General features: G+C 31.7%; 15 protein-coding genes. 13 read left to right on the forward strand and 2 right to left on the reverse strand.

Annotation, left to right across the window (positions count from 1 at the left end):
• The first annotated feature begins 175 nt into the window (after nucleotides 1-175).
• The 10 genes from J8L88_RS18330 (at nucleotide 176) to J8L88_RS18375 (ending at nucleotide 9,193) form a co-directional block, all read left to right on the forward strand.
• Entirely contained in the window at nucleotides 176-718 is a 543-nt protein-coding gene (locus J8L88_RS18330; RefSeq protein WP_027393559.1) for an RNA polymerase sigma factor, read from the forward strand.
• A gap of 1 nt (nucleotide 719) precedes the next feature.
• A complete protein-coding gene (locus J8L88_RS18335; protein WP_118385866.1) occupies nucleotides 720-1,277 on the forward strand; it encodes a hypothetical protein in 558 nt (185 codons plus the stop codon).
• On the forward strand, nucleotides 1,258-2,349 hold the full coding sequence (locus J8L88_RS18340; protein ID WP_162897333.1) for a hypothetical protein: 1,092 nt from the start codon (nucleotides 1,258-1,260) through the stop codon (nucleotides 2,347-2,349). Before J8L88_RS18335 ends, J8L88_RS18340 begins: the two co-directional genes overlap by 20 nt.
• 43 nt (nucleotides 2,350-2,392) lie before the next feature.
• Complete coding sequence (locus J8L88_RS18345) at nucleotides 2,393-3,064, forward strand: hypothetical protein (RefSeq protein ID WP_118385864.1); 672 nt, start codon at nucleotides 2,393-2,395, stop codon at nucleotides 3,062-3,064.
• Nucleotides 3,065-3,151: 87 nt separating this feature from the next.
• Nucleotides 3,152-3,793: a hypothetical protein gene (locus J8L88_RS18350; RefSeq protein WP_027393555.1), complete on the forward strand. Its 642-nt coding sequence runs from the start codon at nucleotides 3,152-3,154 to the stop codon at nucleotides 3,791-3,793.
• 101 nt (nucleotides 3,794-3,894) lie between these two features.
• On the forward strand, nucleotides 3,895-4,458 hold the full coding sequence (locus tag J8L88_RS18355) for an outer membrane protein (protein WP_211061499.1): 564 nt from the start codon (nucleotides 3,895-3,897) through the stop codon (nucleotides 4,456-4,458).
• A gap of 454 nt (nucleotides 4,459-4,912) precedes the next feature.
• A complete protein-coding gene (locus J8L88_RS18360; protein ID WP_211061500.1) occupies nucleotides 4,913-7,306 on the forward strand; it encodes a TonB-dependent receptor in 2,394 nt (797 codons plus the stop codon).
• A gap of 4 nt (nucleotides 7,307-7,310) precedes the next feature.
• On the forward strand, nucleotides 7,311-8,132 hold the full coding sequence (locus J8L88_RS18365) for a DUF4249 family protein (protein ID WP_027393552.1): 822 nt from the start codon (nucleotides 7,311-7,313) through the stop codon (nucleotides 8,130-8,132).
• A gap of 25 nt (nucleotides 8,133-8,157) precedes the next feature.
• On the forward strand, nucleotides 8,158-8,970 hold the full coding sequence (gene murQ / locus J8L88_RS18370) for an N-acetylmuramic acid 6-phosphate etherase (protein WP_027393551.1): 813 nt from the start codon (nucleotides 8,158-8,160) through the stop codon (nucleotides 8,968-8,970).
• Nucleotides 8,960-9,193: a DUF6095 family protein gene (locus J8L88_RS18375; RefSeq protein ID WP_027393550.1), complete on the forward strand. Its 234-nt coding sequence runs from the start codon at nucleotides 8,960-8,962 to the stop codon at nucleotides 9,191-9,193. The genes murQ and J8L88_RS18375 overlap by 11 nt, the downstream gene beginning before the upstream one ends.
• A gap of 37 nt (nucleotides 9,194-9,230) precedes the next feature.
• On the opposite strand, the gene J8L88_RS18380 is transcribed toward J8L88_RS18375, so the two are convergent.
• Together J8L88_RS18380 and J8L88_RS18385 are read right to left on the reverse strand one after the other, a co-directional pair.
• The gene (locus J8L88_RS18380; protein WP_211061501.1) at nucleotides 9,231-10,277 is read right to left on the reverse strand and encodes a DUF6340 family protein; all 1,047 of its coding nucleotides are present in this window, start codon (nucleotides 10,275-10,277) and stop codon (nucleotides 9,231-9,233) included.
• A gap of 109 nt (nucleotides 10,278-10,386) precedes the next feature.
• On the reverse strand, nucleotides 10,387-10,806 hold the full coding sequence (locus J8L88_RS18385) for a hypothetical protein (protein ID WP_118385860.1): 420 nt from the start codon (nucleotides 10,804-10,806) through the stop codon (nucleotides 10,387-10,389).
• A 343-nt stretch (nucleotides 10,807-11,149) separates the two neighbouring features.
• Here J8L88_RS18385 and J8L88_RS18390 point away from each other — a divergent pair, with 343 nt between their 5' ends.
• The 3 genes from J8L88_RS18390 to J8L88_RS18400 are packed head-to-tail and all read left to right on the forward strand — an operon-like array spanning nucleotide 11,150 to nucleotide 18,690.
• Entirely contained in the window at nucleotides 11,150-13,012 is a 1,863-nt protein-coding gene (locus J8L88_RS18390) for a type VI secretion system Vgr family protein (RefSeq protein ID WP_211061502.1), read from the forward strand.
• Nucleotides 13,013-13,017: 5 nt separating this feature from the next.
• Nucleotides 13,018-17,895: a DUF6531 domain-containing protein gene (locus J8L88_RS18395; RefSeq protein ID WP_211061503.1), complete on the forward strand. Its 4,878-nt coding sequence runs from the start codon at nucleotides 13,018-13,020 to the stop codon at nucleotides 17,893-17,895.
• Between the two features lie 12 nt (nucleotides 17,896-17,907).
• Nucleotides 17,908-18,690, forward strand: a complete 783-nt coding sequence (locus J8L88_RS18400; RefSeq protein WP_211061504.1) for a leucine-rich repeat domain-containing protein — start codon at nucleotides 17,908-17,910, stop codon at nucleotides 18,688-18,690.
• Nucleotides 18,691-18,707 lie beyond the last annotated feature (17 nt).

Consider the following 18,707-nt stretch of genomic DNA (forward strand, 5'->3'; position numbering starts at 1 on the left):
TATATAAATCAATCTTATAATCTAAAAAGCCTGTAAAACAAATGTTTTACAGGCTTTTTTAATTTTTTAAAATAAAAAAATAAAAAAGATGCAACCCTTTACTTTTTGTCTTGTCAATAGTAATAACTAGAAAAGAAAAGTAACTTTAAAGAAACTTACAATCAACTCTAATTAATTGAAAACTAATATTCTTTATACACATAAAGATTTGATAGAAAAAAGCAAATCTGGTGATCGAAATTCGCAGTATAAGCTATATGAGTTATATGTAGATGCCATGTACAATGTAAGTATGAGAATAGTAAGTATAAGAGAAGATGCAGAAGATATTATACAAGATAGTTTTGTTGATGCTTTTAAAAACTTGACATCTTTTAGATACGAAAGCACCTTTGGTTCTTGGTTAAAAAGAATAGTAATTAATAAAAGTATTAATCATTTAAAATTAAAAAAGATACCAATTACTCCAATAGATAAGCATGAATATCATATTACAGAAGAAGTTAAAGAATCTATTAACACTAGGGATATAGAAAAAATAAAAAAGGGTATTACAAAATTGCCAGATGGGTACAAACAGATTATTAATCTGTACTTAATAGAGGGATATGACCATATTGAGATTTCAGAGATATTAGAGATTTCTAGCTCTACTTCTAAATCACAATATCATAGAGCGAAGAAAAAATTAATTCAAATCATAAATACACAAGCATAAAATGGATGATTTTGAAAAACATATAAGAGAAAACAAACTTCAGTTTGATGAACATAAAGCAGATAAAGCTAAACTTTGGGAACGTATCGAATTAGAGCTGGATACTACTTCTAAAACTAAAAAGATAAAAACCTTAAAACATTGGAATTCTCCTTTTCTGAAAATAGCGGCAAGTATTCTTATCGTTCTTGGAGTGTTTTCTTTAATGAATCTATATACAAGTTCTACAAACAGCATAACAAAGCAAAATCAAGCAGTTAATCAAGAACTACAGGATATTGACACCTATTATAAAGGACTTGTTTCATTTCAGGTTGAGTTAGTAAAAAAGAATTCGAAACTAACAGAAAGCGATAAAGAAGATTTTCTTTCTTTCATGGATGAATTAGATAAAGAATATCTATTGCTAAAAGAAGAAATGAAAGAGAATCTAAATAACGAGTATATCCTTGAAGCCATAGTTCAGAACTACAAAAAAAGAATTGAATTAATAGAGAATCTTCTAGAACAAATTAAAGATTCGAAAAAATCCGATGAAAATGAAGGATATATTTTATAAGAAACTAACCATATTAGTCTTAATACTTTTTGCCGGGCATTATATAAATGGTCAGGAAAAGTTATCTAAATCAATAGAAAAAACCTACGATTTTTCAAATGCCGGAGAATTACAATTAGAAAACAAATATGGGAATATCATAATCAACGGATGGAACCAAAATAAAATCAAAATTACTATTGATATTACGGTTACTAAAAAAGATAAAGAAGATGCAGAGGAGCTTTTAGAAAGAATACAACCCTTTATAAACACATCTGATGATTTCCTAACCATATTTTCAAATATTGAGGAAAAAAGCGACAGTTTTTTTTCTAAAATATTTAATCGTGTTAATCCCTTTGATTTTGACAAAGGAAATATACAAATTGATTATCAAATTAATCTTCCAATAAATGCAGAGATACAATTAACCAATAAATTCGGAGATATTATTATCAGTGATTGGAATGGAAAATTAAAGACTGATTTACAACATGGAGATATGTGGATTAATAATGATGTTGTGAATGCTAATATTAAAATGAAATTTGGCAAACTACATACAAAATCCATTACCTACGGTAAGATTGATCTAAAAAATAGTGAATTTGATCACGAAACTTCTAAAAACCTTAGAGTAATAAGCAGCGGATCAACAATCGCTATAAAAAAAGTTAATGATCTAGAAATATACTCTAGTAAAGACAAAGTTTCAGTAGATGCTATTGAAACGATTAAAGGTGAATTGGAATTTACTAATATTATAATTGAAAAGTTGTTTGATAATATTAATCTTACGATGGATGTGGCAGACTTTAGAGTAGAACAAATCGTAAAATCGAATGCAGATATAACTATAGATCAAAAATCTTCAGAAGTTAACATCAATATTTCAGAACTTAATTTTGATTTTAATGCTTCTTTAGAGCAAGGTTTATTACGAATTCCTAAAACATTCAAGAATATAAAAAACAAAGTAATTGACAGTAAAAAAAGACTACGAGAAATCCAAGCAACATATGGCATAGAAACAAACAAAGGAACTTTTCAAATAACTGGTAGAAAAGGAGTAATCATATTAAAAGAATAACCAAAATCATTTATCAATCTAATAAAAAAACAAATCAATACTCATGAAAAAAACAATCAAAATACTTATTACCTTTTTATTAATTAATATAGTTAATACGTATTCACAAGAAAAAAACGATGGCAATTATTTAGAATTTAATGACCGTAAAAATATTGTCCATGGAGTCTACCTTGGTTTTAGTGCTAGTTATGGAGAAATTGATGGAGAAGACACTGGGTTAATAGGACTTAAATTAGCTTATGTAGCTAACAGAAAATTCGAAGTAGGTTTTGGTATGAAAGGTTTTTACTCTCAACAAAATCTACCAGGAATATCCATTTCTAACGATGAAGACCTAATTGGAGGATATGCAGGAATGCACTTAGAACCTATATTCTTCAGTAAATCAAGAGTAAATTTATCATTCCCTTTACTAATTGGAGTTGGAGGTGTTGGTTATATAGACGGTCAATTAGATGAAGATGATGAATTTAACGAGAATGAGTATGACTGGGATGCTGTTTTTGTAGCTGAACCAGGAATAAATCTACTATTTAATGTTTCTAGGTTTGTACAACTAGAAGCAGGTGTAAAATATAGATTCTCTAGTAAATTTAATATCCATCCTAATGGTATAGATCGAATCAATGGATTTTCTGCAGGAATAGGTGTAAAAGTTGGCGTATTTAATCTAGGTAAGAATAGATACAGAAAAAATGCTCCTAAAGAATAGAATAACCTAGTCTCAATGCATCTTAGGATCAAAACTCATCCAAATGAGTATCCCAAAATTTAAATATAATCTATGAAACCATTGTTTATGAAACATATAAGAAGATTTTTAGTAGCTTTAATTATACTAATAACAAATCAAACAAGGAGTCAAGAAACTGACAACAAAGATTATATAGAATTTAACGATCGAAAAAACATCGTACACGGTGTATATCTAGGAGTTGACGTGGGATATGGTCAAATTAAAAAAAATGAGACTACCTCAGCCGGAATTAAATTAGCTTATGTAGCTAACAAAAAAATGGAACTAGGAATAACGGCAAAAGCTTTATTCTCTGATTTAAGTTCTGTAGATCGTTCTTTTGGAGGAGATTTTGATTTATTAGTTATCTATGGAGGGCTACATTCAGAAAATATCTTACTTAGTACTTCAAAATTCAATTTTTCGTTTCCTTTTTTAATAGGTATGGGATATGTAGAAGGTTCAGGGCCTTTATTCAAAAGTACAGATATAACATTGATTGTAGAACCAGGTGTAAATATATTATATAACCTCTCTAGATTTATACAATTCGAAGCAGGAATTAAGTATCGATTTTCAACACCAATCGACCCAATACCAAACATTTTAGATAATATTAATGGATTTTCTATAAATATTGGCTCTAAAATTGGAGTATTCAATCTAAATAAAAACAGATATAAAAAACAACCTCCTATAAATTAACTAAACAAAAAAACATTCAAAAAGAGACATTAAATCAATAGATAATCCCTATTGATTAGGCTCCGTATTGACTTTAAAGTATTAATATAAATTTTATTCCAATGAAAAAAAGCGCATTATTAGTAGTAATCCTAATTTCCTGTTGTCAATTATTTTCTCAAGACTCTAAAATTAGTTTTGAACTCAACTATCCAATTCCATTTGGCGACAACTTTCTTGGCGACAATTACGTTGGAATTATTGATGTTGGTGCGGATTATAGGTTTGTTAAATTAACACCTGTAAAGATAGGAGCTTCACTAAATGGTAACATATTAATAAATGATAAGTTCGAAACCTCTGAAACTACGGCATACATATTACAACCCAGAATATTTGGAGAGTTAACTATAGAATCAATTAAAAAACTTCGCCCTTCAGTTGGAATAGGATACACCGTAATGATATTAGATTCATCAATCACAACAAATACTGGAGAATTAAATGATACTGAAACTTTAAATGGATTTAATCTCAATGTCGGAATGGCGTATAATATCACTAAAAAGTTTTTTGCTCAAATTCAATATGATTTCATTAGGCTTTCTGAAGAAGATAATGTACCAGATATTGCATTTAATAGAAATGCAAATCTTTTAAAAATAGGATTAGGTTATAGACTCTAAAAACCAAAAACCATATTACTAGATAACAGCTATTTAAACCAAAATAATTACTATATCAAGAATATACAAATACCAAAAATAGATTCTATACATCCGGTTTTTTTAGGCACAAAAAAGATTACAAACATAATTAGGCACAAAAATTGATACAATGATTTTATATAAGAAAGAAATGTTACCAAAGCCCCAAATGAAAAATAAAGTTATTCTAAGAACCAAAAAAATAGATACTAACTATGTATTTTCAGAAAACAACCAAGTATATCTTAAACGCAAATCAAGTATTAAATCCACAAATAGTAATACTTTATACACCGAAGAATGGTTTCCCATTAGTTTTTGCTGGAAATCTTAACTAGAAGCGACATATTACAATATATTTATATTCTCTAAATACGTAACATATTTTAGATTAGAGCGTCTACTCTATAAATGCTACTGAAAAAACTTTCTTTTGAAAAAATATCTCACTCTTAATATATGGCTGGTACTACTATGTTTACTAGCTAATAGTACCTTGATAGCTCAAGAAAAATTTACGATTAACGGTACTATTTCGGAACAATCTAGTAATGAAACATTAATTGGTGTTAATGTACTTTTTCCAGAAATGGGAAAAGGCGTGGTAACCAATGAATATGGATTTTACTCTATCACTTTGCCAGAAGGAACCTATAAACTACAAATCAGCTACCTAGGCTTTAAAGATATTGTACAAGAAATTGTACTAAATGAAGATAAAAAACTCAATTTTCAACTAGCGGAAGCTTCCGAAATGTTGGATGAAATAGTAATAACAGAAAATATTGAAAAAGTAAATATTAAGAATCCTCAGATGAGTCTTAATAAACTAACCGCAGGAACGATCAAACAAATCCCAGTTGTACTCGGTGAAGCAGATGTAATTAAATCGATTGTACTCCTTCCAGGAGTAACTAGTGGTGGTGAAGGTGCTTCTGGTTTTAATGTTCGTGGTGGTGCTGCGGATCAAAACTTAATTTTATTAGATGAGGCCACTATTTTTAATTCATCACACTTATTTGGATTTTTCTCCGTATTTAATCCAGATGCAATTAAAGATATTAAACTCTATAAAGGAGGAATTCCCGCAAAATATGGAGGACGAGTTTCTTCTGTTTTAGATATTTATCAAAAAGAAGGAAACAGTAAAGAATATCATATTAATGGTGGACTTGGACTTGTTTCCAGTAGGTTATTAGCAGAAGGTCCTATTGTAAAAAACAAAGGAGCTTTCTTAGTTGGAGGAAGAGCATCATATGCACATCTTTTCTTACCACTAGTAGATGACGGTAATGATAATGTTGCATACTTCTATGACCTCAACACTAAACTGAACTACAAAATAAATGAAAATAATAATCTATTTCTCTCAGGATACTTTGGTAGGGACGTCTTTGCTATAAGTGAAAGTTTTAGAAACACATATGGGAATACCGTTTTAAACCTAAGATGGAATCACTTATTCTCGGATAAATTATTTTCTAATTTATCACTTATCTATTCAGATTATTTTTATGGATTAGAACTTGACTTTGTTGGTTTTGAATGGGATTCTGGGATCAGAAATTTTAATTTAAAGTATGATTTAAAACATTATTTAAGCGATAATTTTCAACTTAATTATGGAATCAATAATATATACTATCGATTCAATCCTGGTGAGATAAAGCCTAATAGAGATGACTCTGGAATTATCAGAGATAAATTAATTGATAAATACGCTAATGAATTAGGCGTATATATTGATGCAGAACACAAGATCTCTAATAAGTTATCATTACAATACGGTATCCGTCTTAGTAACTTTACAAGGTTGGGTCAAGATGAATTAAATATTTATGAGAATGATAATCCTCTGTTATTTAATGAAGAATTACAAATTTACGAAGCCGCTAATCCGATAGGCACAGAAAGAATTAGTAGAAGTGATCAAATTAAAAACTTCACTAATCTAGAACCTCGTTTAGCCTTAGCGTATATATTTAACGATAATACTTCGATAAAAGCTAGTTATAACAAAATGGCTCAGTATCTACATTTATTATCGAATACTAGTTCCCCTACTCCGCTTGATGTATGGACTCCTAGTGGGAAATATGTAAAACCGCAATTGCTCAATCAATATGCTTTAGGTTTTTTTAAAAGTATTAAAAATGATGCATACTCTATAGAAACAGAAGTCTTCTATAAAGACATCAAAAACAGGATTGATTATATTGACGGCGCAGAACTAATCGCCAATGATGCCATTGAACAAGAAATACTTAATGGTGAGGCTAGAGCTTATGGTTTAGAACTTTTATTAAGAAAAAATGAAGGCAAGTTCAAAGGATGGTTGGCCTACACATTGTCTAAATCAGAACAGCGGACAGTTGGAAGAACTCCTGTCGAAACAGGTATTAATAATGGCCAATGGTATAACACACCTTTTGATAAAACACACGATATTTCTTTTAATGGGAGTTATGAGTTAAACAAAAAATGGACGTTTAATGCTAATTTTTTATTCCAAACAGGGCAACCTACTAATTACCCATCTGGACAGTTTGAGTTTCAAGGGTTAGTAGTACCAATTTATGATGGATTAAGAAATGATCAACGACTTCCATCTTATCACCGAATGGATATTTCTGCTACCTTAACACCACGAAAAAATAAAACTCGTAAATGGCAAGGTGAATGGGTATTTAGTATTTATAACCTATACAATCGCAGAAATGCTGCATCTATAGCCTTTAGTCAAAATACAGAAACTCGGGTAAACGAGGCTGTAAGAACCTCCATATTTGGAATCGTACCAGCTATCACCTATAATTTTAAATTTTAACACAATGAAAAAGTTATTATATCTTATAATCGGACTTTCTATAATCACAAGTTGTGAAGATGTTATTGATGTTGATGTTCCAAATGGAGAACCAAAATTAGTTATAGACGCATCTTTTGAAATTTATTTAGATGAAACTCCTGTTGATGCCTTAGGTGGAGTGCGACTTACATTATCAGCTCCTTTCTTTAATGACGGTGTTCCTACCGTAAGTAACGCAACGGTATTTATTACCAATCTATCAGACAATTCTGTTGTTAATTTTATAGAATCATTAAATGAACCAGGATTCTTTATTCCAGAAGACCCAAATTTAATACCAGAATTTGATATAGATTACGAACTTACGGTGATCTATGAGGGAGAAACCTATAAAGCCACTACACAATTAATACCGACAGTTGCGATTGATAATGTGGAGCAAGGAGATGGAACTTTATTCGACGGTGATGAAACTGAAGTTATTGTTTTCTTTACTGATGAAGGGAATAGAGAAGATTTCTATCTATTTGATTTTGATTTTAATTTATATCTTCCGAGCGAAGATCGTTTCTATCAAGGTGAATCTTTTAATTTTTCCTATTTCTATGAGGATATGGTTGGCGGAGAACAAGTAACTATAAAAATTCTTGGAATAGACGAACGATACTACAACTATTCTAATATACTAATCGAACAAAGTGAACAAGATGGAGGAAATCCGTTCCAAACACCTCCTGCGCAAATACGAGGAAATATTATAAACACCACGAATCCGGATAATTTTGCTTTAGGATATTTTAATCTATCTGAGGCAAATCGTTTTCAATTTACAATTGAAGAGTGATCAGGAAAATCAGTATTTTTGAAGCATGAGTTTTACTAAAACAACCGAACAGGCTTCAAACTACAACCATCTGGAAAAGATGAGTATTTCTGATTTGTTATCAAATATCAATAAAGAAGATAAAACGGTACCAGATGCTGTAAAAAATGCGATCCCGCAAATTGAAAGTTTAGTTTCTAAAATTGTTGAAAAACTAAAAAACGGAGGAAGACTCTTCTATATGGGAGCTGGAACTAGTGGTCGATTAGGTGTTGTGGATGCAAGTGAGTGCCCTCCTACTTTCGGAGTCTCATATGATTTAGTTATTGGGTTAATTGCTGGTGGAGATCCGGCTATCAGAAAGGCTGTAGAATTTGCAGAAGATGATACAGAGCAAGGATGGAAGGATTTAGAAGCAAATAAAATCTCAGAAAAAGATGTTGTTATTGGTATTGCAGCATCAGGAACTACACCTTATGTAATAGGAGCTTTAGAACAATGTAATGCCGCAAATATTATTACTGGTTGTATTACTTGTAATGAAGGAAGTCCTTTAGACAAGACAGCCCAATATCCAATTGTAGTAACCGTTGGTCCAGAATTTGTAACTGGAAGTTCTAGGATGAAAGCAGGAACTGCACAAAAATTAGTATTAAACATGATATCTACAGCTACTATGATACAACTAGGAAAAGTAAAAGGTAATAAAATGGTAGATATGCAACTTAGTAATAATAAACTAGTAGATCGAGGTACACGAATGATTATGGATGAGCTAAAAATAGAAAGAACATTAGCTACAGAATTATTAAAGAAACATGGAACTGTTAGAAACGCAATTGATAATTATGGAGCCTAAAAGAACAGATAAAGAATTATTAGGTAAAGGTATACAACGTATGGCAATTGCGTTGATTTTTATGTTTATTAGTCCAGTGATTATTCACTCTGCTTTTAAAAACCAAGATCATTCCTATTATTATCCCATATTAATTTTGGGATTAGTTGGGGCTGCATTCGCTATATTCATGGCATTTAGAGGATTAAAAACTATTATGGATTCTATTTTTGGTAAAAAATAGAATCCATAATAGTTAAACTTTAATTATCAAAAAAAGGTTAGTAACCTCCTACAATTTTATTATTCTCGATCCTCTCTTTCAGGTCACTAATATATTTTAATGCATTTTTATTTTCGTAATCTGTATAGGCTCTTGTAGCCCATTCAATAGCCTTGGTATAATCTCCTTTTATTTCATTGTAGAAAGCCATGTTAAAGCAAGCCTGTCCGGCAATTTCTGGATCTGAATTACTAGTTTCTTTTTCCCACAATTCAGCTGCTCCATCCCATTGCCCTGTTTCTACTTTTCGTTTTGCAATTTCAAAATTCGGCGTCGCTTTCACATAATAATCTCTATATACATTATCCTTATAGGGTAATAATCTCAACGCATAATCACTACCAATTTTCTGACTAATTTGTAGGACTGATTGTTTTCTATTCGTAGCAGCCTCAATTGCTTTTATTGGATTAATTCCTTTTCCTACAGATTTCGTTTTCTCATTAACTGATAGTTGATCACTGATTTTTTTTCGAATAGGATCATATATACGCCATCCCGTTTTTATCTTAGTATCTATATTTACTTGATGTTCTACACCAGGAAGTTCTAGTCCTAATGGTCCTTCAATCTTCTTGTTTTCTACGGTGTATGAAGCTTTAGCATCAGTATCATATATGGCTAAAGTAAAAATCGCATCTACATTATTCGTTTTACAAAGTTTATCAATTTGGTCCCAACTTATGGGTGATGGAAAAATACCTCCTCCAGGATTTTCTTTTAATGACATCGGTAAGATCGTTACTTCTGTAAACCTAGGATTTTGAAGTAATGCTGTTTTTAAAGAAATAATGGCTTGCTTAGCTCCATCCTCATCGAGTTTTGCTCCTTCAATAGATAATATTTTATCTAATTGATCTAATCCTACATTATCGTCAGAAGGTATGCTTCTATTAAGTATTCCTATTTTTTTAACAGATGGATCCAACGTAACAATTGGAGGTTTTATGACCTCTGTCTTTAATGACTTTTTACTTCCACAGCCAACACTAATAAGTAAAACTAAAGTTGAGATAATAATTTTAGATGTGAGTATATTTTTCATTTTTAAGTAAATTATGAGTTAGACATATAGCATCAATAAGAAATACAAAAAATGGAAAGAGTGGTTTTCCCCAAAACCACCCTTTCCCTAGAGATATTAAAATAAACTATTAATTTGTAGAAAATGCCCAGGTATTCCCATTATTGGTCGCTCCTACGGCTAAATCTCCATCTTCTACTGAAATACCAGTTGTAGATTGACCTGCAGAGGCAGACACAAAATTATTTCCAGAACCGGCTAAAAAAACAAGTCCACTAATTGAAGGTACCCCATCACTAAAACTAATTGTATATGTATTACCAGATACCGCAACAGTAGCAGTACCACTTGTATTAATAATTGGACCTGAACCATCACTAGGAGTATATACTAAGTTACCTGTATAAGATGTTAGTACTTGTGCAGGAAGTGTAACAAATTCCTCCGCAGGTGTTCCATCATCATCACTACCACAAGATGAAATGAATAAAACAGATAATACTAATACTACTTTACTTAAGTTTTTCAAAAAATTGTTTTGAGTTTTCATTGCTTTTAATTTTAAATAATTATTAAACCTGAGGTAAACTTAATTTTATTCTTATCTAATAAAATTAAGCTGTGGACATTTGAAGAGATTTTGTTGACCAACAGTAAATCTTAAAGGAACATTGTTATCTCACTATATACTTTATCCTAAGTGTTCAGTATATTATTTAAAAACACATCATTATTTATTATCTATGAGATAATTACAAAGTATTTCTTTAAAACCACAAAATTTACTACAAACGTCCTGCTTTAGTAACCATTCATCCTCATTCCAAAATTATTTCCCTCTAATAATCTTAAATTAAACTAGTAAACTGGATAATTCCGATATCAATATAATTATGGCAACTGACACACAAGTACAAATATTTATAGATGGTGATCCCATTCCCGCATTTAAAAAACTCTCTCTTTCTCAAGAAATAGATGCACATCATAGTTTTGAATTAGTCTGTAGAAAAGATGTGCTAGAAGAAGTTACAGATCATATCTCTGGAGAGAGCATTAATTTTTTGGGCGCTATTTTTCTATTAAAAATACAATCCGTTAATGGCTTTTCTGAAAATGAGATATTAGAATTTAAAGGTATCGTTACATCCATTAATACCGTAAAAGGATTCTATCAGAAAACCGGTGATCTCATCCATATACTAGGCAAAAGTTGTAGTATAATTACGGATGATGGTCCTCATTATGCATCTCATCAAGATATAGGAATTTCAGAGATTTTAGAAAAAACGTTTACTGGATATGATAAAGGAATTCTACAGTATAACATTTCTCCAAAAAAAGTTACTCCAATACATTATAGTGTTCAAAAAGAAGAAAGTGCTTTCCAGTATGCGAGTAGACTAGCTGCACAGTATGGAGAATGGTTTTATTATGATGGATCTAAGTTAGTTTTTGGAAAACCTGAAAACAAAGAACCTATAAAACTTCGATATGGTTATGATCTATTAGAGTTATCTATGAAATTAGAAGCTATACCTAACAACTTTAAATATTTCACCAATGATTACCTAACAGATAATTTTCACGAAGTAAAAACCGCAGAATTGAATTCTAGTTCTAAAGGTTTTATTTCTACAATTAATCAAAAAAGCAATAAACTATTTCAAAAAGAAACCCAGATTTTTGTGAGTGCTCATGATGATCCACAGATGAAATCACGTATAGATGATCAAATATTACATCAAAAACAGGCTAATGAAGTAAATCAAATAAAAGTATCCGGAAAAAGTAGTAATCCAAGTATTTCTCTTGGCAGCAAAATATTAATAGATGGAGAAACCTCTTCATATGGAGGCTATAGAATCACCAAAATAACACATAATTGTGGAGAAAATGGCAGATATGAGAATAGTTTTGAAGCTATCACTGCAGAAACGGATGTATATCCAAAAACTTCTATTAAAGCATATCCAAAAAGTAAATCACAGACAGCTGTTGTAGTGGACAACGTGGATCCAGAAGGAATGGGTCGTGTAAAAATACAATATGCTTGGCAAAAAGAAACAGGAGAAACTTCTCCTTGGATTAGACAAGCTAGTCTAGCTGGTGGACCAGGGCAAGGAATGTATTTTGTACCTGAAAAAGGAGATGAAGTAATCGTAGATCACGAAGGCGACAATGCAGAACTACCTATTGTAAAAGGTAGTGTGACTAATGCTTCTTCTGTTCCAGAAAGTTTTAAAAGTGGTAATAATCATCTAAAAGCCATCAAAACGCGAAGTGGTAATCAAGTAACACTTAATGATGCAAATGGTAGTGTTACCATTGCTGATCCGAGCGGGAATACCATTGTGATGGGTGGTAATGGTGAAATTACCATTAATGCACCTAATAAAATTACCTTCTCCTCTACTGACATTGCCATAGAAGCTAGTAATAATTTAACGATGAATGCGGGTAGCAATGTTGCCGCTAGCGCCGGTAGTAATTTTAGTGCTAGTGCTACTTCCAGTATTCTTCTTAACGCAGGAAGTAGTCTAAGAGCTAAAGCTAAGTCTACAGCCTCTCTAAGTGGTAAATCTGCAAGGGTAACCGGTAAACATGTTTCTATTACTGCCTCGGTCATGGCAAATATACAAGCAACCATTGGTTTAACACTAACTGCTCTAGGAATTGGTGTTATTGGTGGAAAAACTAAAGTAGTTGGAAAATCAAAATGTTCCGTAGATGGCGGAGAAGTTTCTATAAATTAAAATATATGGCTAGACAATATGTTTATAATGGTCAAAAGATTAAATGTTCTTTCGGAAAAGGACCCGCTAATTTAATAGCTAACCCAAAAAACATAAAAATATCAGGCGCTATTGCTGCCACTGATAAAGATGTTATCTTCGAACGTTTTGGTACTTGTACCTGTCCGAAAAACACATTACGTCAATGTGTCCCTCTATTGAACAAATGGAAAACCAATACTGTTACAGAAAATGTAAAGAATGGCAGTTCAGGGTTTTTACTTAGTTCTAGTCAAACTACTTGTAAAACCTATCCGGAAGGTATTGTCCAAATCGATCTAGAAGATATCTCTGAATCAGAAAAACATGATAATTTCGCAAATAAAAATCCTGAAGATTCAGAACAAACAGATGTCCAAAAACCTTCAGAAACGGATAAGAAGAAAAAAAGTCTTGATGAATACTCAACAGAAGACTTTGTAAGACCAGCTCAAAAAGCTATAGATAATGGAGAAGAAGTAATCACTGATGAGAGTAAAAAAGAACAAGAAGCTTTTTGGGATAACGCTGGAAAGGAAATAAATCGTCAAAGAACGAGTGCTCAAGCTTTAGATAATAAAAGTGAAAATCCAGATCCATCATCAAGAGCACAATGGGCTAGAGATCTTGAAGCTGGAATGCCTCAAAAATCGGTGTATCTGGAAGCAGGAGAAAGCGTAGAAGGTTATTTTAAAAGATTAGGAGGGTATGGCTGGGGAGCTGCAAAAGAAGGATTTTATGAACCAGTTGTTGGTGGAGCTAAACTTGTTGTTGGAGTAGCTACATCTGTTGATGATATGGCAGCTTTTGCTTTTTATAGAGACCCCAGATATCTTGCATATTTGAATTGGAAAGATACTGATGCATTTTATGATCGATTAGCACAAAATGAATTACAAAATCAACTCATCAAAGAACAGATAAAAAATCTACCTAGTGACATAAAACAAAAATATGTTGATGATTATACAAAACTCAATGACGTAATGGTCACAGGAGATGACTTTGCTGCTGGAGAGGCTGCTGGTCAAATGGTTGTAAAAACTATTGTTCCTATCTCTGGAGTTTTAAAAAAAGGAGCTAAATTATTCGACCCTGAATTTTTAAAAAATCTTAATCTAAAAACTGCGTGGTCTGGTGTTAAAGGTGAAATTTTCAACCAAGTAACCGGAAACATTTATGGTACATTACCCTATGCAAAAGAACTAAAACACGTTTGGAATACAGCAAAAACTTCTAAGGAAAGATACCAACAAATGAGAGAGGTTATGAAAGCCTTTAATGAAGGTAAAGATCCAACTCAAATACATAAAACAAACGCTTCTCCTGAAACCCCTAAACAAAAGCCAGAAGAGACTACAGACGGTAAGGCAAATAATCCTGAAAATTCTCAAAACGGTTCACAGAATACAAATAAAAACAGTGTATGTAAAGGCGATCCGGTAGATGTAATTACCGGTGTAAACATCTACGATTATGTTGATTTTGAAATCCCTGGAAATATTCCCATCAGCTGGAAAAGAATTTGGTACTCAGACTCTGCTTATAAAGGTCCTCTAGGTCATGGTGTACATCATAATTATGATATACATCTTACCACAAGACCAGAAGATATACTACTCACCCTTGGTGATGGAAGACTTGCTTTTTTCTCTTTACTTAACAATGAAAAAAAATCAGAATTCAATAGAACAGAAAAACTTCAACTAACCTATATTAACTCCTCTACTTATCACCTTTATGATTATAACGATCAACTTACTTATGTATTAACTGATCACTCGAGAACTTATAAGATTTCCAAAATCATAAAGGATGGGCAAACCAATATCCAATTTAATTATCAAGATGATTATCTCGATGAAATCGTAGACACTGCTAATAGGAAAATCAAGATTCATTATGATACAGCACAAAGAATAATAGAAATCACCCAACATCATCGATCTGAAAAACGAACTCTGGTAACTTATGGATATAATGAAGCTGGAGATCTAGCGAAAATTACAGATGCTTCTGGTAAATCGGTAATCGCAGTTTACAAGAATCATTTAATGGTTTCTAAAACGCATCGTGAAGGTGCTACTTGTTATTGGGAATATGAATCATATCAAACTGGTGCTAGGTGTACTCGTACTTGGTTAGAAGGAGGAACTTTAGACTACAAATTTAAATATTATGAAAAACACAATGAGGTAAGGGATTCTTATGGAAATAGAACCATTTATCATCATGAAAACAACATTCCTGTAAAAATTATTGATCCATTAGATGGTATTACTATCAATGAGTATAATCAATTTGGCGAACTAATAAAAACAATAGATCAGGAAGGATTACAAACGCAATACACATATGATACTCATGGCAACCAAACATCAGTCCGTTACCCAGATGGAGCTGAAGTAGAATCTTCTTATGATGATAAAGGGAATTTACTTTTACAAACATCACCAGAAGGAGGCATCTTTTCAAGGTTCTTCAAAAACAATAAGTTGAATACTATTATGTATCCAGATCAAACTATGCAAACTTTTGAATATAATGAGCATGGTTTAATTTCCAAAATTGCAGATGCAAATGAAAATCTAGTGCAGCTTTTTTATGATAATGATCATAACTTAAATCGCATGATTTCTCCAAACGGAGAAGAATCTTTCTGGGAATACGATGCTTGGGGACGATGTATTAAAACGATCAACCCTGCAAAACATCAACAGCAATTTTCGTATGATGACCTAGACAACGTATTTAAAATAAGACTTCCAGACAAAGGAAATATTCAACTTACTTATGACAGCTATGGTAGAATTTTACAAGCTATAGATAACAATCGTACACTAAACTACGAATACACCATATTGGGAAATATAAAATCAAGAGAACAAGATGGTCGAAAAGTTTTGTTTAGATATGATAAAGAAGAAAAACTAATAGGTCTAATCAATGAACATAAAGAATCCTATCATTTTACTAGAGATGCATTAGGAAATATTATTAGAGAAGAAGGTTTTGATCAAATTACTAGAAATTTTATACGAGATAAGGCTGGAAAGATTATTAAAGAAGAAAAATCTAATCATAAGTTTAGTGTCTATGAATATGATAAAGGTGGCCGTGTTTCTAGAATTGAATATCATGATGATTCCTGGGCTACATTTGATTATAATAAAGATGGATTATTAACACAAGCGGTCAATCCAAACTCAATAGTAAAAATCAATAGAGATGAAGCCGGAAGAGTTATTTCCGAAGAACAGGATGGGCATACGATATCCTTTAGCTATAATGACAAAGGACAGCAATCTAAAACACAAAGTAGTTTAGGTGCTTCCATACGTCTTAAATATACAGAACTCGGAGAAGTTTCATCCGTAAAAGCTAAAAATCACGATAATAACATATGGAAAGCTAATTTTAAATACAATAGTCTGGGTATGGAAACTGAACGTTCTTTACCAGGCGGAATAAAAACTAATTGGAGTTATGATCAGGCAGGACGACACAAACAACAGATTGTTCAAAAACGAGAGGTCGAAACTAGACGAAGAACTTACACTTGGGATGTCAATCATAAACTAAAGAAAATTGTAGATAACCTAGCTCAAGGAATTGTCAATTTTGATTACGATGATTTCAATAACTTGGCTTGGACTCAATATGAAGACAAATCCTATGATTATAAATTACCAGATGAAGTTGGTAATCTATACCGAACAAAAACTCAAAAAGATCGTACATATGGTGCCAATGGTCAACTATTAACCTCTGGAAATAAAACCTACGAATATGATGATGAAGGAAACTTAATTAAGAAATCCTCTCCCAAAGGAACTTGGAAATATGATTGGAACGGTAATGGAATGCTTAAAAGTATCTATCGTCCAGATCGAAGTGTTGTTGAAATGGAATATGATGCACTGGGAAGAAGAACAACAAAAATTAGTAAACAGCATCCATCAAAGAAAACAGAAAACAATCCTGACTTAATTACTCGTTTTATATGGAATGGGAATGTCCTCTTACATGAATGGCACTATAATCTTAAGAACAAACCTAAATTAAGTATTGATGCATCTGGTTTATTATCAAAAGATAAAAAAGAACCTATAGAAAATCTTATTACTTGGGTTTTTGATCAAGGTGGATTTAAACCTGCGGCGAAAATAACAGAAAATGACACCTATTCTATTATTACAGATCATCTCGGGACTCCTATAGAAATGTACAATAGTAATGGAGAAAAAACATGGCATGCAGAATATGACATCTATGGAAAAATTCGTAACCTTGTAACAGGTTCATTGCAGGATTGTCCGTTCCGTTTTCAGGGTCAATATGAAGATCTGGAAATAGATTTGTTTTATAACAGATTTCGTTATTACAATCCCGAAGAAGGCGTTTATATTTCCCAAGATCCTATTAGATTGGCCGGAAATAATCCAACGATGTATGCATATACTCATGATAGCAATAGTTGGGTAGATCCATTAGGTTTAAGACGTCTTGCTAAGTGGGAAATAGAAGCACTAGATAATTGGCTCAAAAATAATGGGCATGCAAATTCTCTAAAAGGAGTTTATAATTTTACTGATGCCGATGGGCTAAATTATACTGGTTCCGCAGGTACTAAAGGAGGAACAAGTCCATTAAGAGTTAGACTTATGACTCATATGAGAAAAGATTATTTGAAAGCTAATGATATGAATAGTCTGTCAATTCAAGAAATGAATAATGCTTCGGATCAGCAAGTTTGGAATAGAGAGGCAGAAACAATTAGAGAAAATGGAGGTATTGGAAACGAAAATGTAGCGAACAGCAAAAGACCTCCAAACACAGGTAATACTGCTAAAAAACCTTGTTAATATTTTTTTATAATGAACGAAAAATTTCCTATTTATAAATTCAAGCTTGACGAAACAGTTTACAGTGTTTTAAACGAAACTAATTTCAAAGATCTTTCTTATCATATGAAAGATAATGAACTTTATAATCTTTTAATTGATGGAAGGTTTTGGAAAGCTAAAAGCCTACCAAACATGGAAAAATTCAATTTTATTAATGAATTGAAAGTGATTTGGACAGAAATAGATGATATATCTCCAATTCAAAGTTGTACTGATGTTAGGATACTTACCTTGGATAATGGAGATAAAACTAAAATAGATTTCAATAGTTTTCCAAATCTAGAAAAACTTTTCTCTTGGTCCAGAAAGAACATTAAAAATGTATGGAATATAAAAGGTATTAAAGATTTAGCCTTAGCTGGACTTAAAAAACAGGATTTCGTAGATGGTTATGCTCTTGATTCAATTGAAAAACTTCGATTAGTAAAAACACCTGTAGAAGATTTATCCTTTATTAAAAGAGCCCAAAATTTAAAAAGATTAGATCTTAGGTCTATGTCAAAATTGGAGAATATAGACTTTTTGAATTCTCTTAAAAATCTGGAGTACCTATTTCTAGAAGCAAATAAAGTTAGAGACTTCAAGGTAGTATCAAAACTGACCAAACTTAAAACATGTATTTTAAAAAGTAAAAATGCTATTATAGATACTAACGACTTTTTAACTTTAAATACACTCGAGAAAATCACATTAAATGGAAATGAACATTTGCGAACTATTTCAAGAGAAATTAATGAAATATTAAAATTATAAACAATAGTATAATTTTC

The organism is Aquimarina sp. MMG015 (assembly GCF_018100855.1).
Lineage (GTDB): Bacteria > Bacteroidota > Bacteroidia > Flavobacteriales > Flavobacteriaceae > Aquimarina > Aquimarina latercula.

Coding starts and splice junctions, on each gene's coding strand:
- murQ (WP_027393551.1), top strand. CDS start 8,158: ATGAGTTTTACTAAAACAACCGAACAGGCTTCAAACTACAACCATCTG.
- J8L88_RS18350 (WP_027393555.1), top strand. CDS start 3,152: ATGAAACATATAAGAAGATTTTTAGTAGCTTTAATTATACTAATAACA.
- J8L88_RS18340 (WP_162897333.1), top strand. CDS start 1,258: ATGAAGGATATATTTTATAAGAAACTAACCATATTAGTCTTAATACTT.
- J8L88_RS18385 (WP_118385860.1), bottom strand. CDS start 10,806: ATGAAAACTCAAAACAATTTTTTGAAAAACTTAAGTAAAGTAGTATTA.
- J8L88_RS18335 (WP_118385866.1), top strand. CDS start 720: ATGGATGATTTTGAAAAACATATAAGAGAAAACAAACTTCAGTTTGAT.
- J8L88_RS18365 (WP_027393552.1), top strand. CDS start 7,311: ATGAAAAAGTTATTATATCTTATAATCGGACTTTCTATAATCACAAGT.
- J8L88_RS18395 (WP_211061503.1), top strand. CDS start 13,018: ATGGCTAGACAATATGTTTATAATGGTCAAAAGATTAAATGTTCTTTC.
- J8L88_RS18380 (WP_211061501.1), bottom strand. CDS start 10,277: ATGAAAAATATACTCACATCTAAAATTATTATCTCAACTTTAGTTTTA.
- J8L88_RS18375 (WP_027393550.1), top strand. CDS start 8,960: ATGGAGCCTAAAAGAACAGATAAAGAATTATTAGGTAAAGGTATACAA.
- J8L88_RS18355 (WP_211061499.1), top strand. CDS start 3,895: ATGAAAAAAAGCGCATTATTAGTAGTAATCCTAATTTCCTGTTGTCAA.
- J8L88_RS18400 (WP_211061504.1), top strand. CDS start 17,908: ATGAACGAAAAATTTCCTATTTATAAATTCAAGCTTGACGAAACAGTT.
- J8L88_RS18390 (WP_211061502.1), top strand. CDS start 11,150: ATGGCAACTGACACACAAGTACAAATATTTATAGATGGTGATCCCATT.
- J8L88_RS18345 (WP_118385864.1), top strand. CDS start 2,393: ATGAAAAAAACAATCAAAATACTTATTACCTTTTTATTAATTAATATA.